We start from the raw sequence: 26,088 nt of genomic DNA, 5'->3' as shown, positions 1-26,088 counted from the left end.
AGGGAGTTCGTGCAAGAAGGGCCGGGGTGCCCGATTCGGGCACCCCGGCCCAGCCGATCACGGTGGGTCGTCAGAGCACGACGGACTCGATCGGCCCACGCAGGAAGTACAGCACGAAGAGCACTGCCACCCCGTACAGCAGGGGGTGGATCTCCCGGGCCTTCCCCTTCGCCAGCTTGACCACCACGAACGAGATGATGCCGGCGCCGATGCCGTTGGAGATCGAGTACGTGAACGGCATCAGGGCGATGGTGAGGAACGCCGGGATGGCGATCTCGTAGTCGGTCCAGTCGATGGTCCGCACCGCGGTCATCATCAGGAAGCCGACCACCACCAGCGCCGTGGACGCCGCCTCGAACGGCACCACCAGGGACAGCGGCGCGAGGAACATCGCGAGCAGGAACAGCACGCCGGTGACCAGGTTGGCCACGCCGGTCCGCGCGCCCTCCGCGACACCGGCGGCGCTCTCGACGTACGACGTGTTGCTGGAGACGCTCGCCGCGCCACCCGCCGCCGCGGCGATCGAGTCGACCAGCAGGATCTCCTTGGCCCGCGGCGGGGTGCCCCGCTCGTCGAGCATGTTGCCCTCCTGGCCGATCGCGACCATGGTGCCCATCGTGTCGAAGAAGTCCGTGATCAGCAGCGTGAAGACGAACATCAGCGGGATGAGCCAGCCGACCCGGGTCCAGGAGTCCAGCACGTTGAAGTTGCCCAGCAGCGACAGGTCGGGGACGTCCACGACCTTCTTCGGCAGCTCCGGCACGTTCAGCGCCCAGCCGTGCGGGTTGGGCTTGCCGTTGACGAAGGACGGGCCGACGTTGGCCACGGCCTCCACGACGATCGCCAGCACGGTCGAGGCGAGGATCCCGATCAGGATCGCGCCCCGGACCCGGCGGACCACCAGCACGATCGTGATCAGCAGGCCCACCACGAAGACCAGCAGCGGCCAGCTGACGATCTTGCCGCTGATGCCGAGCCCGACCGGGACGGTCGTGTTCGCCGCGTCCGGGACACGGCGGACGAAGCCGGCGTCGACCAGGCCGATGATGGTCAGGAAGAGGCCGATACCGACGCCGATCGCGGTCTTGAGCTGGGTGGGCACCGCGCGGAACACCGCGGTACGCAGGCCGGTGAGCACCAGGATCGCGATGAGCACACCCTCGATCACCACCAGGCCCATCGCGTCGGCCCAGGTCATCTGCGGGGCGATCTCGTACGCGACCAGCGCGTTCACGCCCAGGCCGGCGGCCAGCGCCATCGGGAACCGGCCGACGACCCCCATCAGGATGGTCATCAGGCCGGCGACCAGCGCGGTCGCGGCGGCCAGCGCGGGGATGGCCAGCTTCTTGCCGTCGCCGTCGACGGCGCCGCCGAGGATCAGCGGGTTGAGCACCACGATGTAGGCCATCGTGAAGAAGGTCGCCAGACCACCTCGGACCTCACGGCTCAGCGTCGAGCCGCGGGCGGTGATCTCAAAGAACCGGTCGAAACCGTTACGGGGGTGGGCGGGATCGGGTGCAGTGTCTTCGTGCGGCGGCGCAATGGCCATCTGGTCCTCGCAGGTGATCTTCCGTCGGTCGCGCGCATCGTCGCAGATCACCGGCCACCTGCAAAAGTTGATCGCGTACGCTTGCCACCGTGCGACAGGAGCAACCGACGCGGCCCGAGCCGCTCGACCCGCCGATGGTGCCGTTCGCGGTCGCCGGGCTGGCGGTCTGGGCGGTGGCCGGCCTGGTGCTGCTGATCTTCTTCCGGGACTGGCTCACCGAGCACGGCCGCCAGGACTGGCTCTGGATCTGCCTGGCCGGGTTCCTGTGGGGCTTTCCCGGTCTGGCGGTGATGATGCGCCACGACGCCAACCGGCGTCGCCGCCGCGCCGCAGCTCAGACCGCCCGGCCCGACGACGCCGGCCGCTGACGCCGACCGGTCAGGGGTGGCCGTACGGCTCGGCCGGCTCCGCCGAGCCCGGGGCCCGGTTCGCCGACACCGCCTCGCTCACCGACACCGCCTCGACCGCGCTGTCGTCGTACACCGTGGGCAGCTCGTCGACCGGGGTGTCGGAGGTCTCGATGAGGGTCTCCGAGTGCGCGCCGCAGCCGTGGTCGGCGCTGACCACCCGGCCGTCGTCGGGTGCGTAGAAGTTGCCGCACGCGCCGAAGGACTGCCGCAGCGAGCCGGCCAGCGGCAGGTAGAAGCCGCAGGTGCCGCAACGGGCCGCCGCCGGGGCTGCCATGGAGATCGACGCGGCGGGCCCGTGGTCGCCGTCGTACCAGCGCTGGGCGGCCTCGGCGCGCCCCTCCCGGGAGAGCACCCGGGGCCGGCCGAGGCCGAGCTCCCAGGCGGTCTCCTCGACCGCGGGGTCGTCGGAGAGCACGTACCCGGGCGCGAGCCGCTCGTCGTCCGGCGAGGTGGGCAGCAGGTCGCCGGGGCCGAGGTCGCCCGGCTTGAGCCGCTCCTGCCAGGGCAGCCAGCCGGGGGCGAGCAGCGCGTCCGGGCCGGGCAGCAGGACCGTCTCGCAGAGGGTGACGTTCCGGCTGCGTGGCACCCGGGTCACCGTGACCGCCCACCGCCAGCCCCGGTAGCCGGACAGCCGGCACTCGAAGTAGTGGGTAACGAGCCGGTCGGCCTCGGCGACGGCCTGTAGGTGGTCACCGACATCGGAGGGCTCCACCTCGGTGATTGCGTCGCGGGCCACCTCAACGGCGGCGGCGCAGACCTGGTCGAGGCGGGCGGCACGGGCGGAGACGGGCCTGGTCACTCAACCATTGTCCCCCATGCGCGGCGACGACCGACAGGCACTCCCCGGAGCGTGTTCTCCGGTGGTGGTCGCGCGGGGGTGGGGCGGATGGGCGAGGATGGTGCACATGCCGTTGTTCTCCCGCTCCGAGCGGTCCCTACTCGGGCGGACCGTCGGCACCGGCATCCGCGCCGTCCGCCTGCTACTGCGCGGATCCGCGCGCGGCGGGCGCTGGATGACCCGCCGGGCCGGCTCGGCCCGGGCCAGGGGCGCCGGCGGCGAGGTCGGCATGGTGCGCCTGTTCGACCTGCACGCGGTCTCCTGCGCGGGAGACACCCTGATCGCGATCGGGCTCGCCGGCACGATCTTCTTCGAGGTGCCGCTGGGCGAGGCGCGCAGCAAGGTGGCGCTGTACCTGTTGGTCACGATGGTGCCGTTCGCCATGCTCGCACCGGTGGTCGGCCCGCTGCTGGACCACTTCCGGCACGGCCGGCGGTACGCGCTCGCCGCCACCATGCTCGGCCGGGCCTTCCTCGCCTGGATGATCTCCGACCACATGAACGGCTTCGGCCTGTACCCGGCGGCCTTCGGGGTGCTCGCGCTCTCCCGGGCGTACGGGGTGGCCCGCTCGGCCGCGGTGCCCCGGCTGCTGCCGGAAGGGCTCGGGCTGTCCCAGGTGGGCGCACGGGCCAGCGTCTACGGCACCGTGGCCGGCGGGCTGGTCGCCCCGATCGGGCTGGCGGCGTTCTGGTTCGGCCCGCAGTGGCCGCTCCGGGTCGCCTCGGTGATCTTCCTGGTCGGCATGGTGATCGCGCTGCGGCTGCCGCCCAGGGCGGACTCGGACCCGCCCGAGCGGGTCCCCCGCCCGCTACGGTCGCTCGGCCGGCGGTCCGCCGGGGACCGTCCGCTGGGGCGCGGCCGCCCGGCCGGTCGGCTCGTCATCGCCACCCTGGTCGGGGCGGCCCTGCCCCGCGCGGTGTACGGCTTCCTGCTGCTCTTCCTCGCGTTCGCGCTGAGGAAGGGCGACCTGACGACCGACTTCTTCGGCCGGGAACTGAGCCCGGAGGTGGCGCTCGGCCTGGTCGGCGGGGCGCTGGCGGTGGGCACCTTCCTGGCCACGGCGGTCGGCACCCGGCTGCGCATCCACCGGCCCACCGCGATCCAGTCCAGCAGCATGATCATCGTGGCCGGCACGGCCGTCCTGGCCACCATCCAGTTCTCGCTGCCGATGGTGGCGCTGCTCTGCCTGGTCGCCGCGCTGGCCAGCGGGGTGGCGAAGCTGTCGGTCGACGCCTCCATCCAGGAACGCATCCCGGAGCGGCTGCGGGCCAGCTCGTTCGCCCACTCCGAGACGGCGCTGATGCTGGCCTTCGTGGCCGGCGGCGGCCTCGGCCTGGTCCCGCTCGACGGGCGGCTCGGCATCGCTGTCGCCGCCGGGGTCGGCGTGCTCGCCGCCGCCCGGGGCGTGTACGTCGCCGGGAAGCTCCGCGACGAGCGGCTGGTCGGCCGCCCACTCGGCGACGACGAGCTGACCGAGGAGACCACCGCAGCCCCGCCGGACGCCGACGACACGGCGGCAAACGCCGTCCCGTCCCCACCCGACCGCTCCTCGCCTGCCCGCTCCGCCCCCGACTGGTCCGCCCCCGACCAGTCCACGCCCAGCCGGTCCTCGGCCGACCGCTCCGCGCCCGACCCGGCCCGGGGCCCCGACGCCGATCCGGCCGACGAACCAGCCCTCGCCCCACCCGGGTACCACATCTACCGGCCCTCCTCCGCCGTCGCCGGCTCCGGCGGCCCGGGCGGGGCCGACGACGAGACCCGCCGGGAGCCCCGGGACCCGGTGTCGTGACCGGCCCCACCGCCGCGCGGACCACCCCCGGAGGGCTGCTCGTGGTGACCGCGGTGCCGGCCGAGGCCGAGGCGGTCCGCGCCGGCCTCCCGGCCCCCACGCCGGGCCGTCCAGGCTCGGGCTCGGGCTCGGGCTCCGGTTCCGGCCCGGGCTCGGGGTCGGGGTCGGGCTCCGGGTCGAGGGCGGGCTCGGGGTCGCCGGCGACGCCGACAGGCCCCGCGGTCACCGTCGTGCCGGTCGGGGTGGGACCGGCCGTCGCCGGGGCCGCCACCGCCCGGCTGCTCGCGCTCGCCGAGGCCGCCGGCCGCCCGTACCGGGCGGTGGTCAGCGCGGGGATCGCCGGCGGCTTCGTCGGCCGGGTGGCGGTCGGCGGCACGGTGCTCGCCACCCGCAGCATCGCGGCGGATCTCGGCGCCGAGTCGCCGGAGGGTTTCATCCCGGTGGACGAGCTGGGCATGCCGCCCGAGCTGCTCGGCGGCGGCAGTATCGTGCCCGCCGACCCGGAGCTGCTCGCCGCCCTGCTCGCCGCCCTGCCGTGGGCGACCGTGGGCGCGGTGCTCACGGTCAGCACGGTGACCGGCACCTCCGCCGGCACCAAATCCCTGGCCGACCGGCATCCGGACGCGGTGGCCGAGGCCATGGAGGGGTACGGGGTGGCGGTCGCCGCCGCCCAGGCCGGCCTACCGTTCGCCGAGCTGCGTACTGTCTCCAACCCGATCGGCCCACGCGACCGGGCCTCCTGGCGGCTGCGTGAGGCGTTCGCCGCCCTCACGACGGCCGCCGCCGCACTGACCTGAGCCAGACGCTCAGACCACCCGCCGGGACGGCGAGCGGTCCAGACGAAGCGCATAGGGCCGGCTCGCCTCCAACCGGTACCCGCAGGCCAGCAGCAGATCGACGCCACCGAAGTCGGCGACGGCGTGCGCCGCACAGAGCCCTCTTCGGTCCATCTCCGCGGTGAGCGCCTCCACCAGCCGCCGCCCGATACCGAGCCGGCGACATGCACCGGTCACCAGGACGCCGTCCAGCACGATCTCCCGCTCCCCGGCCTCGACCAGGTCGCCGTACAGCAGGCGAGGGCTGCGCTCGTGGGCCCGCAGTTCGCCGAGCACCCGACCGTCGGGCAGCTCCGCCACGAACCGCCAGCACGTCGAGGGCAGTCCGTCGTCGGTGACCTGGCGCACCGCCACCTCGCGCCGGACCCGGTCGGCCCACCGGCGCTGGTCCCGGTAGCGGCGGCCCAGCTCGTACGTCGCAGCCGGCACCGGTCTTGGGAACCGCTCCGGTGGCAGCTTGTACCACTCTGCCCACCAGGCGCCCGGCCAGTCCCTGGGGTCGTGCACCTCCCAGACGTCCAGGTGCGCCGGGTACCGCCGCCCCGCCTCGTCCCGCATTCCGTCGTGCGGCACCCCCGGCACCGCCACCACGTCGTCGGGCGGCCCATCGGGACCGTGGGCGTCCGGCGCCCCAATCGCCAGTCGGCCACCGGCCGCCCGCACCAGCCGCTCCACCGTGCGGAACCGTGGATCAGCCACCCGCCCCACCTCGATCCGCGCCAACGTCGCCTGGGGTACCCCGGACCTCTCGGCCAGCCCGCGTTGGCTCAGGTCTGCCCGTCGGCGCAGCGCACGGAGCAGAACACCCAGGTCCACAGGCTCCGGCGCCTCCAACTCCCCCGACGCCTCCAGTTCCTCGGGTTGCTCCAGCTCCTGAGGCTGCTTCACGTCACTTCCTCCGGCTCGGCCACGCTCTTCTCTCCAGCCGCCCACATCCCGATGCTGCCCTCATCCCGACCATCCCTCAACTGACCCCGCCCAGCTGTGGACAACCTGTGGATAACCTCGTCCGCCTGGGGAAGAACCTCTGCTGAGGACCCTTTGGAGCTGAGTCACTGACGACATCACCGCCCCGGGCAGGTCCTGGTGTGCCACCCCGGCTGAGTCGTTCACGACATCAGCTCCATAGGCAGCGGAAGGGCTTCCCTATGCCGGTTCCATACAGGGCCGAGCCGGGCCGGGCCGGGCACGCCGGGCCGGGCCGGGCACGCCGGGCCGGGCCGGGCACGCCGGGCCGGGCCGGGCACGCCGGGCCGGGCCGGGCACGCCGGGCCGGGCCGGGCACGCCGGGCCGGGCCGGGCACGCCGGGCCGGGCCGGGCACGCCGGGCCGGGCCGGGCACGCCGGGCCGGGCCGGGCACGCCGGGCCGGGCCGGGCACGCTGAGCCGAGCCAGACCGGGCCGAGCCGAGCCACGGGCCTGGCTCGACCGCCGGGGACCGACATCGGAGGGCCTTGAGGCGCAGAGCCGGGCCGGAACCCCGGAGGCGTACATCCGTGGTGCATGAGGCCGGGGAGCGGGGCCTCAGGGTCATACGTCAGGGCGCGGCGGGTCACAGCGGGCGGGACAGGCCGGGGAGCGGGGCGGGGGCGGGGATACGGTGGGGACGTGGCGCTCTCCCTGGCGATCTCGCCCTGCCCCAACGACACGTTCGTCTTCGACGCCCTGGTGCACGGCCGGGTGCCCGGCGCACCGGCGGTCGAGGTGACGTACGCCGACGTGGACGTGACCAACACCGCCGCCGAGCGGGGGGCCTTCGATCTGGTGAAGGTGAGCTACGCGGCGCTGCCCTGGCTGCTGGACGACTACCACCTGTTGCCCTGCGGCGGCGCGCTCGGCCGGGGCTGCGGTCCGCTGGTCCTGACCCGGGGCGACCAGGGCGATCGGGGCGACCCGGCTGATCGGGGGCACCAGGGCGAGCGGGGGCACCAGGGCGAGCCGGCCGGCCGACCGGGCCGTGCCGATCTGGCCGGTGCGACGGTCGCGGTGCCCGGGGACCGGACCACGGCGTACCTGCTGTTCCGGCTCTGGTCGGCCGACCAGCCGCCCGCGCGCATCGAGGTGGTCCCGTTCCACGAGATCATGCCGGGGGTGGCTGCCGGGCGGTACGACGCCGGGCTGGTGATCCACGAGGCGCGCTTCACGTACCCCCGGCACGGGCTGACCGCCCTGGTCGACCTCGGCGAGTGGTGGGAGGGCGACACCGGGCTGCCGATCCCGCTCGGCGCGATCCTGGCCCGCAAGGGCGCGGTCGACCCGGTCGAGGCGGCCGGGTGGATCCGCGAGTCGGTCCGCCAGGCGTGGGCCGACCCGGAGGCCAGCCGGGAGTACGTGCTCGCGCACGCCCAGGAGATGGAGCCCGACGTGGTGGACCGGCACATCGCCCTCTACGTCAACGAGTTCACCGCAGACCTGGGGAACGCGGGGTTCGCCGCCGTGGAGGCGCTGCTGGGCCGGGCCACCGACGCCGGGCTCGTACCTAAGACCTCCAGCCCTCAGACCTCGAGCTCGCGCGCCACCGCGTGGACGAGCTGAGCGATCTTCTGCGCGGCCTTCCGGTCCGGGAAACGGCCCCGCCGCAGGTCCGGCTGGACCTTTGCCTCCAGCACCTTGATCATGTCCTCGACGAGGCCATGCAGCTCCTCCGCCGGCCGGCGGCGCAGCTCCGCCATCGACGGTGGGGCGTCGAGCAGCTTGACCCCCATCGCCTGGGCGCCCCGGCGGCTGTCCACCACGCTGAATTCGACCCGTTGACCACCCGTGAGGTCGGTGACGCCCGCCGGTAGCGCGCCCTTGGGCAGGAACACGTCGCCACCCTCGTCACTGGTGACGAACCCGTATCCCTTGGCCGCGTCATACCACTTCACTCGACCCGTCGGCACCTGAGAACCCCTGCTTCACTTGAGACGTCTACTGCTCCAAGGCTAGCCGGATCATGCGGTCGAGCGCCGCTGGGAATCCGGTGAGATCGTCCAGCACGAGGTGGGCCCCGGCGGAGCGCAGCTCCTCGGCCTGGCAGGGGCCGGTGGCCACCGCGATCCCCGGGATCCCGGCTGCCCCGGCGGCCACCATGTCGGCCACGTGATCGCCGACGTACAGGGTCGCGCCGTGCTCGCGCAACGCCGTCGCCTTCTCCTCGGCGAACAGGTCACCGGCCAGCTCGTCCACGGCCAGCCCCAGGTGGTCCAGGTGCAGCCGGGCCAGCCGGCCGATCTTGGAGGTGACCACCAGGACCCGGCCGCCGTGGGCGTGCACGGCCGCGATCGCCGCGATCGCGCCGGGCATCGGCAGGGTCGGGGTGATCGCGTACGCCGGATACAGCTCCCGGTACGCCTCGACGGCCGACTCGACCCCCTCGGGCGGGAACCAGCGGGCGATCTCCACCCGCAGCGGTGGGCCGAGCCGGGACACCGCCGCCTCGGCGTCCACGGGCACGCCGGTGCGCGCGGTGAGCGCCCGGTAGGCCGCGGCGATGCCGGGACGCGAGTCGACGAGGGTCATGTCGAGGTCGAAACCGACCGTCAGCGGGGGCATTCCGAGAACGTACCCGCCCATCACCGGCCGAGCCGGACGTCCGGGGGGCGCGCAGGCCCTGAAGCGGGCTAGCGTGGAACGACGATGACCATCTCACTCGCCGACCACCTACGGACGCTGCCCGACGAGTCCCTGGCCGCCCTGCTCCAGCTCCGGCCGGACCTCGTCGTGCCCGTGCCGGCCGACGTCTCCGCGCTCGCGATCCGGGCCCAGTCCCGGGTCTCGGTGGCCCGGGCCCTGGACGGGCTGGACCAGTTCACCCTCCAGGTCCTCGACGCCGCCCGGCTGACCCGGGACCCGGACGACGACACCACCGCCACGGAGGCGGTCCTGGCCATGGCCACCGCCGGCCCCCGCCCGCCGGCCCCCGCCACCATCCGCGGCGCGGTGGACAAGCTGCGTGCGCTCTTCCTGCTGTACGGCCCCGAGCACGCGCTGCGCGTGGTGGGCGGCGTGGACGAGGTCTCGCCGTACCCGGCGGGGCTGGGCCGGCCGGCCGCGGAGCTGGACCCGCGCGCGGCCGCCCTCTGCGCGGACCCGGCGAAGCTGCGCCGCACGCTGCTGGCGGCACCGCCGTCGGCCCGGGCGATCCTGGACCGGCTGGCCGCCGGGCCGCCGGTGGGCAGCGTGCCCCCGGGCGCGCTCCAGGCCCCGCCGATCGGTGCCGAGGACAGCGTCCCGCCGGACCCGACGAACGGCGGCGCGCCGACCGGCTCGCCGGTGCGCTGGCTGGTGGACAACCGGCTGCTGGTGCTGGCCTCCGCCGGCACTGTGGAGCTGCCCCGCGAGGTGGGCCTGCTGCTGCGCCGGGACAGCGGCCCGCTCGGCCCGCTGCGCACCAGCCCGCCGCCGGTGGCCGCCACCCCGCGCGAGGCGAAGGCCGTCGACTCGGCCGGGGCCGGGCAGACCATGGAGGTGGTACGGCACACCGAGGCGCTGCTGGAACTGCTGTCCGCCGAGCCGGCGCCGGTGCTGCGCTCGGGCGGGGTCGGGGTGCGTGACCTGCGCCGGCTGGCCAAGACCCTCGGCGTGGACGACCCGACCGCCGCCCTGCTGCTGGAGGTGGCGTACGCGGCCGGGCTGGCCGGCGAGCTGGAGCTGACCGGTGCGGCCACCGCCCGGTACGGCGCGGACCAGCAGGTCATGCCCACCGGCGGGTACGAGGTGTGGCGGGCCATGTCGCTGGCCCAGCGCTGGGTGCAGCTGGCCCGGGCGTGGCTGGTGATGACCCGGCAGGCCAGCCTGGCCGGGCAGCGGGACGACCGGGACCGGCCGATCTCCGTGCTGTCGGCCGAGGCGGAACGGGCCGGTGCGCCCGCCGCCCGCCGGGCCGTGCTGTCGGTGCTGGCCGACCTGGAGCCGGCCACCGCCCCGACGCCGGATGAGGTGCTGGGGACGCTCGACTGGCGGGCGCCCCGGCGCAGCCGGGGCCGGGAGGCCGCGCACCGGGAGGTGCTGACGGAGGCCGCGCGGCTCGGGGTGACCGGGCTGGGGGCGCTCACCTCGTACGGGCGGCTGCTGCTGGCCGACCTGACCGACGCCGACGAGCGGGGCTCGGACGACCCGCTCGGGCTGCACACGGACGCGGAGAGCGATGCCGCGTCCACCGCCGTGCGGGCGCTGGACGCCCTGCTCCCCGCCCCGGTCGACCACTTCCTGGTGCAGGCCGACCTGACCGTGGTGGTGCCCGGCCCGCCCGACCCGGCGCTGGCCGGGGAGCTGGAGGTGATGGCCGAGCACGAGTCGGCGGGCGGGGCGAGTGTGCACCGGGTCACCACGGCGAGCGTGCGCCGGGCCCTGGACGCCGGGTACTCGGCCGACGACCTGCACGCCCTGTTCCGTCGCCGCTCCCGCACCCCGGTCCCGCAGGGGCTGGCCTACCTGGTGGACGACGTGGCCCGCAAGCACGGCGGGCTGCGGGTCGGCTCCGCCGGTGGGTACGTGCGCAGCGACGACGAGGCACTGCTCGCCGAGGTGCTGGCCGACCGGCGGCTGGAGTCGCTGGCGTTCCGCCGCCTGGCCCCGACTGTGCTGTCCACCCCGTACCAGGTCAACCGGATGCTGATGGCGTTGCGCGACGCCGGGTACGCCCCGGTGCCGGAGGACACCTCCGGCGCGGCGGTGCTGGCCCGGCCGAAGACCCGGCGGGCCCCCGGGCGGGCGCCGGTCGGCCGGGCGCTCGACCCGCTGGCATCCCCGAAGCTGGCCATGCCGCGGCTGCTCGGGGTGGTGGAGCAGATCCGCCGGGGCGAGGCTGCGGCGCGGGCGGCCCGGCGGGCCCCGGCGGTGGTGCGTGGCGGTGCGGCCGGCTCGGGCCCGGCACCGGCGCACGGCCACAGTGACGCGCTCGCCGTGCTCCAGCAGGCGGTCCGGGACAAGGCGCTGGTCTGGGTGGGGTACGTCGACACGCACGGAGCGACCACGTCCCGGCTGCTCCGGCCGGTGTCGATCGGGGCGGGCTACCTGCGGGCCGAGGACGAGCGGACGGAGATGCTGCACACCTTCGCGCTGCACCGGATCACCGCGGCGGTCCTGGAGAGCTGACCGGCGTGCCGGCACCCGGCCGGGGCGTCGTCCCCGGTCAGCGGCGGCTGCGCCGCATGGTGCCCACCACGGAGACGGCCAGCAGCAGGGCGAACCCCGCCCCGGCGGACTCGCCGACCGAGGCGACGAAGCCCTGCTGCTGGACCAGCCAGCCGTACAGGAACCAGCCGACGAGGACGGCGGCGGCGAGCCCGTAGCCGACCACGGTGGCCGTGGTGACCGCGATGCCGGGCACGGGCTCGTCCTCGGCTGCTGCCGCCTCGTGGTCGACGCTCATCGCCGCCTCCTCGGAGCCGGGGCTGGTCGGGTGCCGGGCGGATCGCGGGCCGGCCGATCGCGGGCCGTCCGGTCAGGTGCCGGGCGGATCGCGGGCCGGCCGGTCAGGTGCCGGGGCGGCGGCCGAAGAGGACCACCCGGCTGCCGACCTTGCCCAGCTCCCACGCCCGGCGGGCGTCGGCGGGGAGCAGGTTCACGCAGCCGTGCGAGCCGATCGACTTCTCGTGCAGGTAGGTGGTGGTCTGGTGGTAGCCCATCCCTCGGGTGAAATGCTGCCAGTACGGCAGCCACACCTCGTACGGGTCGGACCACTCCTTGATGTTCCGGTAATTGATCTTGTAGGTGCCGGCGGGGGTGGCGTACCCCGGCATGCCGGTCCGGGTCACCGTCGGGCCCCAGACGACCTTCCCGCCGCGCACCGCCCAGGTGGTCTGCCGGGTGAGGTCGATGCAGAACGTGGTGCCGGACGACCCGGCCTTGCACCGGCGGGTGTCGGTGGTGGCCAGCCGCTTCGACACGTCGTACGTGGTGGGGCCGGCGCGGCCGGCGGCCGGGCGGATGTCGTACCGCTGCTGGAACTTCTTGATCGCGGCGCAGTCGGCGGCGGACTGGCGGCCGTCCACGGTCACCCGCCCGAACCCGCCCAGCTTCGCGAGGTACGTCTCCACCTCGCGCTGGTACTCGCCCTGCGGGCAGCCGGCGGCCCGCGTCGGCGTGGTCGGCGCGGCCCGCTCGGGGGCCGCCGTCCGGGTCGGTGTCGGTGTCGGCTTCGGCTTGGGTTTCGGCTTCGCCTTCGTCGGGGTGGGGGTCGGCCGGGTCCGCTGGTCGGGGTCGGACGAGCCGCCCGCCCCCGTTCCCTGCTCGGCCGAGCCGGCCTGGGCGAGCCCTCCTCCACGGCCACCCGGGTCGGCCTGGCGATCGGGCGTGCACGAACCGACACCGACCAGCGTGACCACAGCCAAGGCGACGACCCTGGCGGTGAACAGAACCTGTCTCATGAGACCTCCCAGGGTGGTCGTCCCTCTGCTAGACGCCGGGCGTACGGGAATGGTTGCACCCTGGTGTCCGATTTTCTGCCCTCATCCGCTTCCGTGCAACACTGGATGGTCGGCCCGGGGTCACCCAGACGCCCGCGAGGCGGCCGGCGACCAGGCAAGGAAAGGACGCTGGCGTGAGCGGTGGACCACTGATCGTTCAGTCGGACAAGACCCTGCTGCTGGAGATCGACCACCCCGACGCCCAGGCCTGCCGGATGACGATCGCGCCGTTCGCCGAGCTGGAGCGCTCCCCCGAGCACGTGCACACGTACCGGCTGACCCCACTGGGGCTGTGGAACGCGCGGGCCGCCGGCCACGACGCCGAGGGCGTGGTGGACTCGTTGATCAAGTACTCCCGCTACCCGGTGCCGCACGGGCTACTGGTCGACGTGGCCGAGACGATGGACCGGTACGGCCGGCTGCAACTCGCCAACGACCCGGCGCACGGGCTGGTGCTGCGGGCACTGGACCGGATGGTGCTGATCGAGGTCGCCAAGAGCAAGAAGCTCGCCGGGATGCTCGGCGCGAAACTCGACGACGACACGATCGCGGTGCACCCGTCCGAGCGGGGCCGGCTCAAGCAGGCGCTGCTGAAGCTCGGCTGGCCGGCGGAGGACCTGGCCGGGTACGTCGACGGGGAGGCCCACCCGATCGAGCTGGCCGAGGCCGGCGAGGGCGGCGGGAAGCCGTGGACGCTGCGGTCGTACCAGCGGGAGGCCGTGGAGGCGTTCTGGGCCGGCGGGTCGGGCGTCGTGGTGCTGCCCTGCGGCGCGGGCAAAACGCTCGTGGGCGCAGCCGCGATGGCCGAGGCGAAGGCGACCACCCTGATCCTGGTGACCAACACCGTCGCCGGCCGGCAGTGGAAGCGGGAACTGATCGCCCGCACCTCGCTGACCGAGGAGGAGATCGGCGAGTACTCGGGCGAGCGCAAGGAGATCCGAGCGGTCACCATCGCCACGTACCAGGTGCTCACCTCGCGGCGCGGCGGCGCGTTCACCCACCTGGACCTGTTCTCCGCCCGCGACTGGGGCCTGGTCGTCTACGACGAGGTGCACCTGCTGCCCGCGCCGATCTTCCGGTTCACCGCCGACCTCCAGGCCCGCCGCCGGCTGGGCCTGACCGCCACCCTGGTCCGCGAGGACGGCCGGGAGGGCGACGTGTTCAGCCTCATCGGCCCCAAGCGGTACGACGCGCCGTGGAAGGACATCGAGTCGCAGGGCTGGATCGCCCCGGCCGAGTGCACCGAGGTACGGGTGACACTGACCGACGCGGAGCGGATGTCGTACGCGACGGCGGAGCCCGAGGAGCGCTACCGGATGGCGGCGACCGCCCGCACCAAGCTGCCCGTGGTGAAGGCGCTGGTGGACCGGCACCCGGACGACCAGGTGCTCGTGATCGGCGGGTACATCGACCAGTTGCACCAGCTCAGCGAATACCTCGACGCCCCGATCGTGCAGGGGTCGACGACCAACAAGGAACGGGAGCGGCTCTTCGACGCCTTCCGGTCCGGCGAGGTGCGCACCCTGGTCATCTCGAAGGTCGGCAACTTCTCCATCGACCTGCCCGAGGCTGCGGTGGCCATCCAGGTGTCCGGGACGTTCGGGTCGCGGCAGGAGGAGGCGCAGCGGTTGGGCCGGGTGCTCCGGCCGAAGGCCGACCGCCGGCAGGCGCATTTCTACACGGTCGTCTCCCGGGACACCATCGACACGGAGTACGCGGCCCACCGGCAACGCTTCCTGGCGGAGCAGGGGTACGCATACACGATCGTCGACGCCGACGACATCCTCGGCCCGAAGCTCCCGAGCGTGGACTGAGGCTGACCGCCCAGGTGCCCGTGCCGAGGTCTAACGCCGCCCGACGCGGTGGGCCGCCCCATCCGGGACGACCCACCGCGTCAAGGCCTGGTCAGGAGACGTCGACCAGGAAGTAGTAGTTCGTCGTGTCGGTCCATGCCCCGTCGGCCGTACGTCCGCGCACCCTCATGGTGTGCGAGCTCGCCGAGGTCGGCGTATAGCTTGCGGTGGCAACCCCAGCGGCATTCGCCGCCACCATCACCGGCTGCCCGTCATCGACCGTATATTCGAACTCCACCACGCCCGGACTGCCCTGGGTGAAGGTGAACTCACCCGATACACCCACGCCACCAGCCCACTGGTTGGTCGGGTAGGTACTCGACGACACCAGCGGCGCCGTGCCGACCAGGAATGGGTAGTCCGTCTGTGGTGTGTACTCGCCCGCCGCGGTTCGGCCCCGCACCGAGAAGACGTTCGCGCCGTTGCGATCCATGGTCACCGAGATGTCAGTTACCAGCGCGTCGGGAGTTTTCGGCAAGCTATGCCAGGCACCGCCGTTGAGCTGGTACTCGAAGGCCGTCACCTCGCCGATCTCGGTGTATACCCCGAACCTGCCAATCGCGCCGATCCCGCCACGGGGGGTGTACTCGTTGTACGCGCTACTCACATTCACCCGCGGATCACGTACACGGAAGTAGTACCGACGCTCCGCGCTGACCGTGCCATCGGCCGCCCGGCTGGTGACCGTCAACAGGGTGTAGCCGGGATGCGTGGGCGTGATCTCGATCGTGGCCCTACCGTCCGTTCCAGCCGCCACAACCTGCTCTTCGCCGCTGTACTCCAGCACGTATCGGTACTCCACCACGTCGGAGCGGCCCGGGTTGAGGGTGAACCGGCCCGGCTGGCCTGGCTGGCCAGCGTCATGGTTCTCGGGGTAGTCGCTGGAGGTCACCACCGGTGCATCGCTGACCTCAAACGTGTAGGTCCGCGTCGGCGAGAAGGACCCGTCCAGGAAACGCGTACGTACCGTCAGCGTATTGCTGCCAGAGCGATCAGGGGCGAGCGTCACCAGAGCCCAGCTGTACTCCGGGTCGACGATCTGCTCGGGCCCTTCGTTGAGCCGGTAGAGGTAGACGTCCACGTCCGGCATCGCGGTGTCGAAGTCGAACTCACCGGGGATGCCCACGCCGCCCCACGCGCCGGACTCGTAGTACGTGCTCGAGTAGACGGCCGGCTTGGTGTCGATGACGTTGAACTGGTACTGCTCGGTCTCCGAGACAGTGCCGTCGGCGCTGATGCTGCGCACGTTCAGCACGTACCAGTCCGGCTCCGTCGGCGTCCAGCGCAGCACCGCCGTGCCGTCCGCTGCCGCGTCAATGCGATGCATCTCGCCGTGGACGAGCGTGTACTCGTAGGCCACCACCCCGGTTCGACCGGGCCGGAAGGTGAAGCTGCCCGGACGATCTACCACACCGTCGTGGTCGGGGAAGGCGAAGTCGATCGACTCCACGAACGGGGTGTCGCGGACCAGCACATCCTGCAGGTGCGCGCCGACGAACTCGGTTCCGACGTAGCTGCGCACCTGGAGCTTGATGGAACCGGCCTGCGGGAACACCACCGGGACGTCGGTTGCGCCGTCGGCGTCCGCCGGGACCCTGAGCTCGTCGCCGTCACCGATCTTGTAGCCGAACTCGGTGACCCCCTCGACATTGGTCCAGATTGCCAGTTGGCTCGGCAGGCCGACCCCACCCACCGTCACCCGCACCCCTGGTGCCGTGGATCGCACGAAGAACCGGTACTCGGTCACCTCGGAGGAGTTCGACGCGCTGTCCACACTGCGCACGCTCAAAAACTCAGTGAACGAGGTCGGCGTGTATTCGAGCGTGACGTCCGCGCCGGGTACAGGCGCGGGGATGTAGTTGTACGTGCTGCCGAAGCGCCCCCAGTAGTAGCCGACCACATCCGGCGATCCGTTCGCCTTGAAGGTGAACGTGCCCGGAACTCCCGAACCGCCATGCGGCTGGTCATCATTCGGGTACTTCGCCGAGGTGACCACGGGTGCGGCTGGCCGTTGCCCGTCCGCCTTCACGTAGCACGGCTCGGCCCACGTCGAATAGTCGTGACCGTCGTAGGCACGGACGGTCCAGGCCACCACGGTCCCGTGCGGGTACTGCGACATGTCCCAGGGGACCTTGGCAAGCGTGCTTCCGTAACTCGATCCGAACCGCTCGGAACGCTGGTCCTCATGGCCGACCGGCCAGGCGGCGAATTGCCCGTTGAAATTGAAATCGTTGCTGTCCGCGTCCGCGCCCCGGAGCATCAGGCTGTAGTAGCGCGGCCCCACGGGCTGCGGGTTCTCCTTGCTACCGCAGGACCACGACGGAAAGTCGAGCCCGATCTGTGCCACCGTCGGTGCGTGGTTGGCCTCACTGCGGATGGCCGGGAACGGGCGGAGCTTACGACCGTGCGAGAGCTTGCCTTCGTAGCCGTGCGGCACGCGAATCTCGACGGTGAGGGTCTGCTCGTCCTGGTTTGCCAGCTTCTGCAACGCCGGCATGATGTCCCACACCAGATAGCCGGGACAGGCGGCCGCACCGCCGGCTTGGACGGTGCCAAGCAGTTCACGTCGGCGCGGCGTTGACTCCCAGCTCGTGGTCGCCTTGATCGGATCAGTGCGCCAGAGCTCCACCGGCTGGGCCGACGCGCAGTCAGCCGCCGATCGCTCCGCGATGACCAGGTCCGCCTTGTGGATGACGGCTCCGCGGAAGCGAGCGATGTCGAAGGTGAAGTAGGACCGGGACTTGTGCTTGTTCCCGTCCGCGTCCGCCCAGGCGCCGATCGGTGCGTCCTTATTGGGGTTGATAAACGATTCGTCCGACAGGTGCGAGTCCGTGTAGGCCCAGCCGGACTTGCCCACGTCCCGGTACTCGTAAGCTTGTGCCGGCGTGGCGATGACGTTGATGAGACCCGCAACAAGCATGGTCCCGAGTGATGCGGCCAGCAACTTCCGTGCGAGCACGCTCGATGCACCTCCCAGCGTCGATGGCGCGCTTCGCCATCGACGGCGCGCCTGAGCATAGCCAGGTACAGCAAGGTTTCACGGACTTTATTTCGCACCGCCCTTGAACCTTGGACCGGTCTATCGCACTCCACAGCGGAGGCGACGATGGCCGCTACTCGGACCTGACGTCGACGGCGACGACACCCTCGGCCCGGAACTGAGTCGATCAATACACGGGCCCCGGAAACGTGCCGAAATCCGGCCGCCCTCGTGCTCGCTACAGACCTAATTCGCCAATTAGGTGATCTCAACGACTTTCGGGTAGGTATCGATCCACCTGCCGATCACCGCACCCGACCTGCTCCAGGCCCGGATCTTCGCCCGGATCTTCGTCCGGGTGCTGGCCCGCCCAGCGCCCGCGTGGAGCCGGGCGGGGTCACCGTCTCGGCCGAGGACCAGCAGGCCGCACGCCACTAGGTCTTCTGCGACCGGCAACTGCCCGGCGGCGCACGGTGTGCCCTGCCCACCGACCACACCGCGCCCTGCTCGCGGCGTGCGCCCTGGCGCAACCGGCGATGGCGGCCGGGCACGGACGGGCCGCGCCCGGCCACGAAGAGGGAGTCGGCGGGCCGCCGAGCGGCCCGCCGACCCCCGGCAAGGCTTGGTTAACCGGCGCCGCCTGCCCGGAACGCCATCCAGGCGTCGCTCATCCGGTCCGCCTGGCCCGGCGTGAACATGTTCATGCAGGAGTCCTGCGTGTAGTCCATGAAGTTGTGGATCGGGTCCAGCCCGGGCGCGGCGCAGCTGTCCGCGCCCACCGGGCAGTTGAACTGGGGCGCCGCCTCCCGCGGGGTGTCCGCGACGAAGTCGCCGGAGGCGGAGCACCCGTGCGCGAAGGTGTGCTCCAGCATCAGCCAGTGCCCGACCTCGTGCGTCAGCGTGTCACCGAGGGCGTACTTGCCCGCCGTCCCGCCCGGCATCGACTCGTCGAGCATGACCACGCCGTCGATGTAGTCCCGGCCGTTGTTGTAGCCCTTCGGGAAGTACGCCCAGCCGAGGAGGCCATCGCCGATGTTGGCCGCGTACACGTTGAGGGTCTCGGAGTCGCCGGTGTACAGCGCCTTCTTCATGTCGCGCTCGTTCTTGCCCGGCACGACTGTGTACCAGGCGCTGTTCACCGTCCACGTCGTGTCCACGAGCGAGAACCGGAACGGCGTGTCGGAGGCGTTCGCGGCGGTGCTGCCCCCGAACGAGTCGTTGAGCACCGTCATCTGCGCCGCGATCAGGGTGTTCCATCTGGTCGTCTCGGCCGCGCTGAGGGGGTGGTCGGAGACCATGTGGAAGACCGTCGGCACGGTGACGCTGCCGTTGGCCAGCCGCGGGGCGTCCTTGATCACGCCGTAGGCATTCGCCTCGTTCTTGGAGTACAGCTCCGGCTCCTGGGCGGTGGCGCCCTCGCTGACCCGGGCCGCGCTGGACCCCTCGGCACCCGGCTCGCACGCCGCGACGCCCGGGGAGAGGGTCGCGGGCGCTGCCACGCCCGCCGCGCCGTAGGCGCCCCCGGACGCCAGGAACGTCGCAGCGGTGGCGGTGAGGACTGCCAGTCGGAAGGTCGATCTCCTGTGCATCGTTGCACCTTTCAGGGATGGGAGCGGTGCGGAGCGACGCGGGGTTGCCATGACCAGGTCAATGACGTCGTCGTAGCGGTATAAGACCACGTCAGTGGTGCCGACGACAGACCTGGGAGAAGGGTTGGTGTCGATGTAACGGCAGCGGGCCGAGGAGCGCTGTTGGACAGCGCCGAGCCCGGCCGAGGGGTAATGAGCCCGTCCGGTCAGAGGACCCGGGTGATCTCCTCGGCGGCGATCCGGGTGTCGAGGCGTGACCGGTCGAGGTTGGCGCAGACGACCACGGACGCGCCGACAGCGAGCGGGGCGAGCAGCCACTTCAGCGGCTGATCGTCCTGGGTGGCGTCGACCAGCAGCCGGTCCCCGGCCCGCAGGTCGAGCTGCGCGGCGATCTCGGTCGCGAGCCGGCCCCACTCGTCGTAGCTGGTGCCGTCCGGGCTGGCCGGATCGCTCGGGCGGAGGGTGGTCACGTCGGGCGGCGTGGCAGTGTGCCGGAGCACCTCGGTGGACCAGTCGAGCCAGCCGACCGGCACCTTGGCCAGCGGCCCCGGTCCGCTGCCGACCAGGTACCGGTGCAGGCCCTCGGGCACGTCCTCCAGCCAGTCGTCGAGCCGCTCCGGGGTGACGAACACGGCGTCGTACGGTCGGTCCCCGCCCGGCTCCAGGACCGGCAACCCGGCGGTGGCCCGGGGCCTGAACGACACCGCGACCCCTACGGACCAGGCACCCAGCAGCACCGCGGCCGTACGCCAGTGCGGCGGCAGCAGCACCGCCGCCCGGTCGCCGACGCCGAGCCCGCACCCGTCGCGCAGCAGGCCCGCCGCACGAGCGGCCCAGTCACCCAACTCCACGACGCTCAGCGCGACCTGCTCGCCGGTCGCGTCGTCGTAAAAGGTGAGCAGCGACCGGTCGGCGTCGCCAGCCGTCGCAGCCGAGGAGGGGACGGCCGCCGTGACGGCCGGCAAGGTGGTCCGCTCCACGTGGCACTCCTCGGTTCGGGCGCAGCGCCCTGGTCGTCGGCACCGGCTGGTAGTTTCGCCTGGTCACCGACCGGGGTCGGCACGGACGGGGGCCGGCGGTCAGCGGGCTCGTCGGACGGCGCCCTCGCCCCAGACCGGCTCGTCGCTCCCGTAGACCATACCGTCGGCGCCCGGTAACCACCGCTGCACCTAAGCGGGGGAATTCACGGCGAGCAGGAACGGGCTGGACCCTGGCCGAAGCCACCGGCGCGGTCGCGGCACCCCGGGCGGCGCGAAAGTTGACCGCCCACCCACCAGCCTGGTCAGCGCCGGGAGGACTCCGCGACGAAGACACCGCGACCCGGACGGCCGACCAGCACACCCTGCTCCCGCAGCGTCGCCACCGCCCTGCTGATCGTGGACTGCGATACGTCATACACGTCCGCCAGCTCCCGTCCGGACGGGAGCTGAGATCCAGGCGGATAGGTTCCGTTCTTGATCTTCTTCAGGAGATCCTCGAGCAGCTCGTCCATCGTGGGCGGAATAGGCACATCGGGCCCCTTGCAGTCGGTTGGCCCGCCCAGTATCGATCAACAATCACGACACAGGCAACACACGTAGCGCTAATGACATAGGTGGGCAGATAACTCAGAGACATGCTTGACATAGGTGAATCAGTGGCGATAGCGTCGCTGTCGGTGATGCGGTGCTGCTGCGGTCGGTTGGCACCTCTCGTACCGGTCTCGTATCGCCACCGGAAGACCCCACCCCCGCGCCACTCCCCGGCGCGGCCCTGCCGCCGTACCGCCGTTCGTGGCTGCGGCGGCCGGGCGGGCGGCCTCCGCCGACTGCGACCGGCGGGGGCCGCCCCTCCACTTCGACGTGCACCCGACGAAGGGCGGTCCCGTGCGCCACCTGATCCGTTGGCTGACCGGCCGACAGGAAAGAGCGAGACAACCCCTGCGCCCCGCACAGATCCGCGAGCGGCGGTTCAACGTCCGCCGGCACGGGCTCGACCCGTTCGAGATCCGTGCCTTCCTGCACGAGGTCGCCGACGAGTTGGCCGTCGCACAGACCGCCCTGGTCGCGGTGCGGGAGGAGAACGTACGCATCCGGCGGGCGCTGCACACGTGGCAGAGCAGCCAGTCCGGAAAGCACCGGTACCGATGATGGACCGTTGGGTGATCCACCTTCCGATCACCGCGCCCGACCTGCTCCGGGCGCGGATCTTCGCCCGGACCGCCGCCCGGGTGCTGGGCCGGCTCAGCGCACGCGTCGAGCCGGGCGGCGTCACCGTCTCGGCCGAGGACCAGCAAGGCGTACACCACTGGGTCTTCTGCGACCGGCCGCTACCCGGCGGCGCGCGGTGTGCGCTTCCCACCGACCACCTGTCGCCCTGCTCCCGCCGGGTCCGATGGGTGAGCCGGCACTGATCCGACTGCCCGGGACCTGCCGGGCGGCTACGCGGTGAGCACCGGCCGGCCCACCTCTGCCGCCCGGCCACCGGTCAGCGGCTCCCGGACGAGGGGTTCATGTCGCAATCCTCGACAGGCTGCGGCCACCCAACTCAACCGGCGACGGGCCAGCGGGGGCCGCCGCGCCAGTCCCCCGGCCGGTGCGGAACGCCGGTCGCCGGCTCCGCCGCCGACGCGTCACCGCCGCACCGGGTTGGCCATTGACGGGCATTGCCACACTCGTGGCGCGAACGGTCCGGCGAGGCTCAGGGAGGCTGCGGTCATGCGGACAGATCGACGATTTCCCCGAGCCCGGCGAGGCGGGACACTGCGGGGCGCGGTGGCGCTGGTGGCGCTGGCAGCGCTGCTCGCCGGAGCGGCGCTGGCCGGGGCGGCGCCCGCCACGGCGGATCCGCTGCCCGGGCTCGACCCCACGGTGACGGCCACAGTCTGGGCACACTCCCCGACCACCGCCGAGTACCGCATCACCGGCGGCTACAGCGCCCACTCCGGCGAGGGCGACGTCGTCGTGCGGCGGACCGGCACCGGGGCGTACACGGTGGTGCTGGAGGGGGCGGCGACGAGCGGCGGGGTGGCGCACGCCGTGGCGTACGGCGGTGGGCCGGTGTTCTGCACGGTGGCCAGCTGGTACCGCAGCCCGATCGGTGCCCCCGACCTGCTGATCCAGGTGCGCTGCTTCGCCGCGACCGGCAGCCCGGCGGACAGCAGGTTCGTCACCACCTTCACCAACGTCCGCCAGGTCAGCCAGGGTCGGCTGGCGTGGTTCGTCACGGACCAGGCGCAGCCGACCGGCGTGCGCACCCTGCCCGCCGCCTACCGGTACGACTCGACCGGAGGGGCGGTCTCCTACGAGCGTCTCGGCACCGGGCGGTACCGCTTCCTGATGAACCCGAACCCGGCCAGCGAGGGCGGAGCGATCTTCCCGATGTCGCACGTGACCGCGCTGGGCAGCGCCGCCGTGCACTGCCAGCTCGACCCGCCGGACGTGTGGGTGGTCCACTGCGCGAACGCCGCCGGCAACCCGGTGGACGCCCGCTTCGTCGTCACCTACGGCTCACGGGTGGACCTGCTGGGCCGGGCGTCTGGGCCGCGCTTCGCCAGCGGCGTGTTCTACGGCGAGGACGTCAGCGGCACGTGGATCGGCGGCGAGAGCTACAACTCGACGATCCCCGGCTTCGGCGGCGCGGCGGGCACTGTGGTCGGCACCGGCCGCTACCAGGTGCGCTTCGCCGGCACCGGGACCGGCTACGGCACCCCCTTCGTGAACTCCTTCGTGACCAGTCTCCAGCGCCCGCCGCGCGGCTACTGCGTGCTGGCCGGCTGGTTCCCGTCCGGGGCCGACACGGTCGTCTCGGTCAACTGCTACGCCTGGCTGGGCGTGCCGGCCAACCTGAACGCGCGGATCTCGTACACCACCTGACCGGCCGCCCGGCCGACCTTCCCCACCGGCCGGCCCCGGTCACGGGGCGGGCAGTTTGGGGCCGCCGTCGAGCAGCGGCGCTAGCAGATCCCCCTGCTTCTCCACCCGCTTCAACACCTCCGCAGCGGTATAGGGGCGAGCCGCCGGCCGCTTACCAGCGGCACCGGCGGAAACCTCGTCCCAGGTCAACGGGGTGGAGACGGCCGGAACGGACTGAGCCCGCAGCGAGTACGGCGACACCGTCGTCTTCGCCGCGTTGTTCTGGCTCCAGTCGATGAAGACCTTCCCGGGGCGCAGGTTCTTCGCCATCCGCGACACGACCAGCTTCGGGTGTTCCTTCTCCAGTTCCTGGGCGACCCGCTTCGCATAGTCCGAGACGAGATCAGAGGACTGGCTGCCGGCGATCGGGCAGCACAACTGCATGCCCTTCTTCCCGGACGTCTTCGGGTACGAGTCGATGCCGTCGGAGGCCAGCCGGTCGCGCAGCAGCAGCGCCACCTCGCAGCACTCGCGCAGCCCGGCCGGCGGCCCCGGGTCCAGGTCGACGACCATCGTGTCCGGGTGGGCGCCGATCCTCCACTGCGGCGTGTGCAGTTCCAGCGCGGCGAGGTTGGCCAGCCAGACAAGGGTGGGCAGGTCGTCGGCCACCACGTAGTCGATGGTCTCCCGGCCCTTGCTCGACCCGGGGACGGGCAGCGTCTCGGTGTGCACCCAGTCGGGGGTGGCAGCCGGGGCGTTCTTCTCGAAGAAGCTCTTGTCGTCGACCCCGTTCGGGTACCGGATCCGGGTGAGCGCCCGATCGGCCAGGTGCGGCAGGAGCACCGGGGCGATCCGGGTGTAGTAGTCGATCACCTCGCCCTTGGTGAACCCGACGTCGGGATAGAGCACCTTGTCCAGGTTGGACAGGTCCAGCGCGCGCCCCTGCACGTCGACCCGGAACCGGTCACCCGGCATCCTCCACCTCCTGCGGCGGCTTGTCCGGGCGGAGCCGCAACACGCGGGGGAAGCGCAGCCGGCCGTCCGGGGTGCGCTGACCGTACTTCACCTCGACCACCACCGCGGGCCGTACCCAGATGGCGGCCCGGGCGTCCTCGCGCGGCACGTCCCCGGCGAACGGCGACTCCCCGGTGCGCAGCGGCTCCAGCTCGCGCAGCAGCTCCCGCTCCATGGCCGCGCCGATGCCCCCGCCGACCCGGCCCCGGTAGACGAGCCGACCGGCGGGGCCGGGCACCCCGATCAGCAGCCCACCGATCTTGCGCGCGCCGGGTCGCCAGCCGCCCACCACGAAGTCGCCGGTCACCTCCAACTTGACCTTGACCCAGTCCGGGGAGCGGACGCCGGGCCGGTAGGCCGAGCCGGCCCGCTTGGCCATCACCCCTTCGAGGCCGTGCTCGCCAGCCGCCTCGTAGGTGGCCGGGCCGTCTGTGAAGGTCGGCGGCACCGCCCACCGGGCGGCGCCGAGGCCCAGCCCGTCCAGCAGCTCCCGCCGCTGCCGCCACGGCCGCCCTGTCAGGTCCGCGCCGCCCAGCCGCAGCAGGTCGAAGATCATGTACGTCACCGGAACGGTCGCCGCGAGCCGGGCCGCCTTGACCGCGTCCCGCACGTGCATCCGCTCGGCCAAGGCGGTGAACGAGGGCTGGCCGGCCTGGTTGAGCAGCACCACCTCGCCGTCGAGCAGCGCGTCGTCGACCTGATCGCCGAGGGTGATCAGCTCGGGGTACGCGGCGGTGATCTCGACGCCGGAGCGGGCGTACAGGTGTTGCCGGCCGGTGGTGATGTCGGCCAGCGCGCGTACGCCGTCCCACTTGAACTCGTACGCCCAGTCGGCGCCGGCGGGCAGCGGACCGGTCATCGCGAGCATCGGCTTCAACGGCGCGCCGGGCATTTCTCGACTGTAGTAGGGCAATAGAAGTGCTCGCGCCCGCTTCGATCCTTTGGGATCCTGAGTTAAACCGGGGAAGAGGAGCGTGGTATGCGGGCGATCTGGAAGGGGGCGGTCTCGTTCGGGCTGGTCTCGATAGCGGTGAAGCTCTATTCGGCCACCGAGGAGAAAGACATCCGCTTTCACCAGGTGCACCGGGAGGACGGCGGGCGCATCCGCTACAAGCGCACCTGCTCGGTCTGCGGCGAGGAGGTCACCTACGACGACATCGCCAAGGGGTACGACATCGGCGGTGGCGAGATGGTGATCCTGACCGACTCCGACTTCGCCGACCTGCCGCTGACCACCTCGCGGGCCATCGACGTGCTGGAGTTCGTCCCGGCGGAGCAGGTCGACCCGATCCTCTACAACAAGGCGTACTTCCTGGAGCCGGAGGGCGCGGCGACCAAGCCGTACGTGCTGTTGCGCGACGCGCTCGCCGACTCGGAGCGGGTGGCGATCGTGAAGGTGGCGCTGCGCCAGCGGGAGCAGCTCGCCACCCTGCGGGTCCGGGAGGGGGTGCTGCTGCTCAACACGATGCTGTGGCCGGACGAGGTGCGTACCCCGGACTTCGGCTTCCTGGGCGAGGACCTGAAGGTGCGCCCCCCGGAGCTGGCGATGGCCAGCTCGCTGATCGACTCGATGGCCGGCGAGTTCGAGCAGGACGCCTTCACCGACGACTACCGGGCGGCGTTGCAGGAGGTCATCGACGCGAAGGTGGAGGGCCGGGAGGTTGTCCAGCCGGAGGAGGTCGAGGAGGCCCCGGCCGCGGCGGTGGACCTGATGTCCGCGCTGAAGGCGTCGGTGGAGCGGGCCCAGGCGGCGCGCGGCGAGCAGCCGGAGGCCCGCGGCGGGAAGCCGACCCCGATCACCTCGGCCCGGTCGGCGCAGAAGGCCGCCAAGGCCCCGGCGAAGAAGACCGCCGAGAAGAAGACGGCCGAGAAGAAGGCCGGGGGTACGAAGAAGGCGGCCACGAAGAAGGCTGCGGAGTCCGGCACCGCGAAGAAGGCCCCGGCCAGTAAGGCCGCCCCGAAGAAGGCCCCCCGCAAGACCGCCTGACGGTTCGGCGGGGCCCGGT

Annotated in this window: 24 protein-coding genes and 1 pseudogene; 12 read left to right on the top strand and 13 right to left on the bottom strand. The window is 72.5% G+C overall.

The genetic code is table 11. The features are described 5' to 3' along the window. Positions 1–70: 70 nt before the first annotated feature. Positions 71–1,549 carry an NCS2 family permease gene (locus tag OG617_RS16485; RefSeq protein ID WP_405103755.1) on the bottom strand — a complete coding sequence of 493 codons (1,479 nt, stop codon included), beginning with the start codon at positions 1,547–1,549 and terminating at the stop codon, positions 71–73. 89 nt (positions 1,550–1,638) lie between these two features. Between OG617_RS16485 and OG617_RS16480 the strand changes: the two genes are divergently transcribed. Continuing rightward, entirely contained in the window at positions 1,639–1,917 is a 279-nt protein-coding gene (locus OG617_RS16480) for a DUF2530 domain-containing protein (protein ID WP_405102747.1), read from the top strand. Positions 1,918–1,927: 10 nt separating this feature from the next. On the opposite strand, the gene OG617_RS16475 is transcribed toward OG617_RS16480, so the two are convergent. Continuing rightward, positions 1,928–2,758, bottom strand: coding sequence for a DUF3027 domain-containing protein (locus OG617_RS16475; protein WP_405102745.1), 831 nt, complete (start codon positions 2,756–2,758; stop codon positions 1,928–1,930). Between the two features lie 106 nt (positions 2,759–2,864). Here OG617_RS16475 and OG617_RS16470 point away from each other — a divergent pair, with 106 nt between their 5' ends. Both OG617_RS16470 and OG617_RS16465 read left to right on the top strand, forming a co-directional pair. Then, positions 2,865–4,586, top strand: a complete 1,722-nt coding sequence (locus tag OG617_RS16470; RefSeq protein WP_405102743.1) for an MFS transporter — start codon at positions 2,865–2,867, stop codon at positions 4,584–4,586. After that, positions 4,583–5,383 (top strand): futalosine hydrolase, encoded by an 801-nt coding sequence (locus OG617_RS16465; protein WP_405102741.1) that lies wholly within the window; start codon positions 4,583–4,585, stop codon positions 5,381–5,383. The genes OG617_RS16470 and OG617_RS16465 overlap by 4 nt, the downstream gene beginning before the upstream one ends. 9 nt (positions 5,384–5,392) lie before the next feature. Here the strand turns inward: OG617_RS16465 and OG617_RS16460 are convergent, their stop codons facing one another. Then, positions 5,393–6,310, bottom strand: coding sequence for a GNAT family N-acetyltransferase (locus tag OG617_RS16460; RefSeq protein WP_405102739.1), 918 nt, complete (start codon positions 6,308–6,310; stop codon positions 5,393–5,395). A gap of 260 nt (positions 6,311–6,570) precedes the next feature. Here OG617_RS16460 and OG617_RS16455 point away from each other — a divergent pair, with 260 nt between their 5' ends. Beyond that, complete coding sequence (locus tag OG617_RS16455) at positions 6,571–6,807, top strand: hypothetical protein (RefSeq protein WP_405102737.1); 237 nt, start codon at positions 6,571–6,573, stop codon at positions 6,805–6,807. 118 nt (positions 6,808–6,925) lie between these two features. Further along, a complete protein-coding gene (locus OG617_RS16450) occupies positions 6,926–7,957 on the top strand; it encodes a 1,4-dihydroxy-6-naphthoate synthase (protein ID WP_405102735.1) in 1,032 nt (343 codons plus the stop codon). On the opposite strand, the gene OG617_RS16445 is transcribed toward OG617_RS16450, so the two are convergent. Further along, positions 7,918–8,304, bottom strand: a complete 387-nt coding sequence (locus OG617_RS16445; RefSeq protein WP_405102733.1) for a cold-shock protein — start codon at positions 8,302–8,304, stop codon at positions 7,918–7,920. The genes OG617_RS16450 and OG617_RS16445 overlap by 40 nt on opposite strands. A 28-nt stretch (positions 8,305–8,332) precedes the next feature. After that, the gene (locus tag OG617_RS16440; protein ID WP_405102731.1) at positions 8,333–8,956 is read right to left on the bottom strand and encodes an HAD family hydrolase; all 624 of its coding nucleotides are present in this window, start codon (positions 8,954–8,956) and stop codon (positions 8,333–8,335) included. Positions 8,957–9,040: 84 nt separating this feature from the next. Between OG617_RS16440 and OG617_RS16435 the strand changes: the two genes are divergently transcribed. Continuing rightward, on the top strand, positions 9,041–11,500 hold the full coding sequence (locus OG617_RS16435) for a helicase-associated domain-containing protein (protein ID WP_405102729.1): 2,460 nt from the start codon (positions 9,041–9,043) through the stop codon (positions 11,498–11,500). A gap of 37 nt (positions 11,501–11,537) precedes the next feature. On the opposite strand, the gene OG617_RS16430 is transcribed toward OG617_RS16435, so the two are convergent. Then, a complete protein-coding gene (locus OG617_RS16430) occupies positions 11,538–11,777 on the bottom strand; it encodes a hypothetical protein (protein ID WP_405102727.1) in 240 nt (79 codons plus the stop codon). Between the two features lie 103 nt (positions 11,778–11,880). Continuing rightward, entirely contained in the window at positions 11,881–12,774 is an 894-nt protein-coding gene (locus tag OG617_RS16425) for a L,D-transpeptidase family protein (RefSeq protein WP_405102725.1), read from the bottom strand. A 173-nt stretch (positions 12,775–12,947) separates the two neighbouring features. Here OG617_RS16425 and OG617_RS16420 point away from each other — a divergent pair, with 173 nt between their 5' ends. Continuing rightward, a complete protein-coding gene (locus OG617_RS16420) occupies positions 12,948–14,627 on the top strand; it encodes a DNA repair helicase XPB (RefSeq protein WP_405102722.1) in 1,680 nt (559 codons plus the stop codon). Between the two features lie 91 nt (positions 14,628–14,718). Here the strand turns inward: OG617_RS16420 and OG617_RS16415 are convergent, their stop codons facing one another. Beyond that, a complete protein-coding gene (locus OG617_RS16415) occupies positions 14,719–17,625 on the bottom strand; it encodes a hypothetical protein (protein ID WP_405102720.1) in 2,907 nt (968 codons plus the stop codon). Positions 17,626–17,938: 313 nt separating this feature from the next. Between OG617_RS16415 and OG617_RS16410 the strand changes: the two are divergent. Beyond that, positions 17,939–18,168: pseudogene (locus OG617_RS16410) on the top strand (hypothetical protein); the annotation flags it as partial. Positions 18,169–18,272: 104 nt separating this feature from the next. On the opposite strand, the gene OG617_RS16405 reads toward OG617_RS16410, so the two are convergent. The 3 genes from OG617_RS16405 to OG617_RS16395 all read right to left on the bottom strand — a co-directional run bounded on the left by OG617_RS16405 (position 18,273) and on the right by OG617_RS16395 (position 20,727). Continuing rightward, positions 18,273–19,235, bottom strand: a complete 963-nt coding sequence (locus OG617_RS16405) for a zinc metalloprotease (protein ID WP_405102718.1) — start codon at positions 19,233–19,235, stop codon at positions 18,273–18,275. Positions 19,236–19,441: 206 nt separating this feature from the next. Continuing rightward, the gene (locus OG617_RS16400) at positions 19,442–20,215 is read right to left on the bottom strand and encodes a TIGR03089 family protein (RefSeq protein WP_405102716.1); all 774 of its coding nucleotides are present in this window, start codon (positions 20,213–20,215) and stop codon (positions 19,442–19,444) included. A gap of 302 nt (positions 20,216–20,517) precedes the next feature. Beyond that, positions 20,518–20,727 carry a GntR family transcriptional regulator gene (locus tag OG617_RS16395; RefSeq protein ID WP_405102714.1) on the bottom strand — a complete coding sequence of 70 codons (210 nt, stop codon included), beginning with the start codon at positions 20,725–20,727 and terminating at the stop codon, positions 20,518–20,520. Between the two features lie 373 nt (positions 20,728–21,100). Between OG617_RS16395 and OG617_RS16390 the strand changes: the two genes are divergently transcribed. From OG617_RS16390 to OG617_RS16380, 3 genes are all read left to right on the top strand, one after another. Next, positions 21,101–21,364 carry a DivIVA domain-containing protein gene (locus OG617_RS16390; RefSeq protein ID WP_405102712.1) on the top strand — a complete coding sequence of 88 codons (264 nt, stop codon included), beginning with the start codon at positions 21,101–21,103 and terminating at the stop codon, positions 21,362–21,364. Then, a complete protein-coding gene (locus OG617_RS16385) occupies positions 21,361–21,627 on the top strand; it encodes a hypothetical protein (RefSeq protein ID WP_405102710.1) in 267 nt (88 codons plus the stop codon). Before OG617_RS16390 ends, OG617_RS16385 begins: the two co-directional genes overlap by 4 nt. Positions 21,628–21,931: 304 nt before the next feature. Further along, complete coding sequence (locus OG617_RS16380) at positions 21,932–23,089, top strand: hypothetical protein (RefSeq protein WP_405102708.1); 1,158 nt, start codon at positions 21,932–21,934, stop codon at positions 23,087–23,089. A gap of 39 nt (positions 23,090–23,128) precedes the next feature. Here the strand turns inward: OG617_RS16380 and ligD (OG617_RS16375) are convergent, their stop codons facing one another. Continuing rightward, a complete protein-coding gene (gene ligD, locus OG617_RS16375; protein WP_405102706.1) occupies positions 23,129–24,043 on the bottom strand; it encodes a non-homologous end-joining DNA ligase in 915 nt (304 codons plus the stop codon). Beyond that, on the bottom strand, positions 24,033–24,974 hold the full coding sequence (gene ligD / locus OG617_RS16370; protein ID WP_405102704.1) for a non-homologous end-joining DNA ligase: 942 nt from the start codon (positions 24,972–24,974) through the stop codon (positions 24,033–24,035). Before ligD (OG617_RS16370) ends, ligD (OG617_RS16375) begins: the two co-directional genes overlap by 11 nt. An 87-nt stretch (positions 24,975–25,061) precedes the next feature. Between ligD (OG617_RS16370) and OG617_RS16365 the strand changes: the two genes are divergently transcribed. After that, entirely contained in the window at positions 25,062–26,069 is a 1,008-nt protein-coding gene (locus OG617_RS16365; RefSeq protein WP_405102702.1) for a Ku protein, read from the top strand. Positions 26,070–26,088: the final 19 nt, after the last annotated feature.

The organism is Micromonospora sp. NBC_01412 (assembly GCF_045040215.1).
Taxonomy (GTDB): Bacteria; Actinomycetota; Actinomycetes; order Mycobacteriales; family Micromonosporaceae; genus Micromonospora; species Micromonospora rubida.
This window is presented reverse-complemented; position numbering and strand designations above follow the sequence as displayed.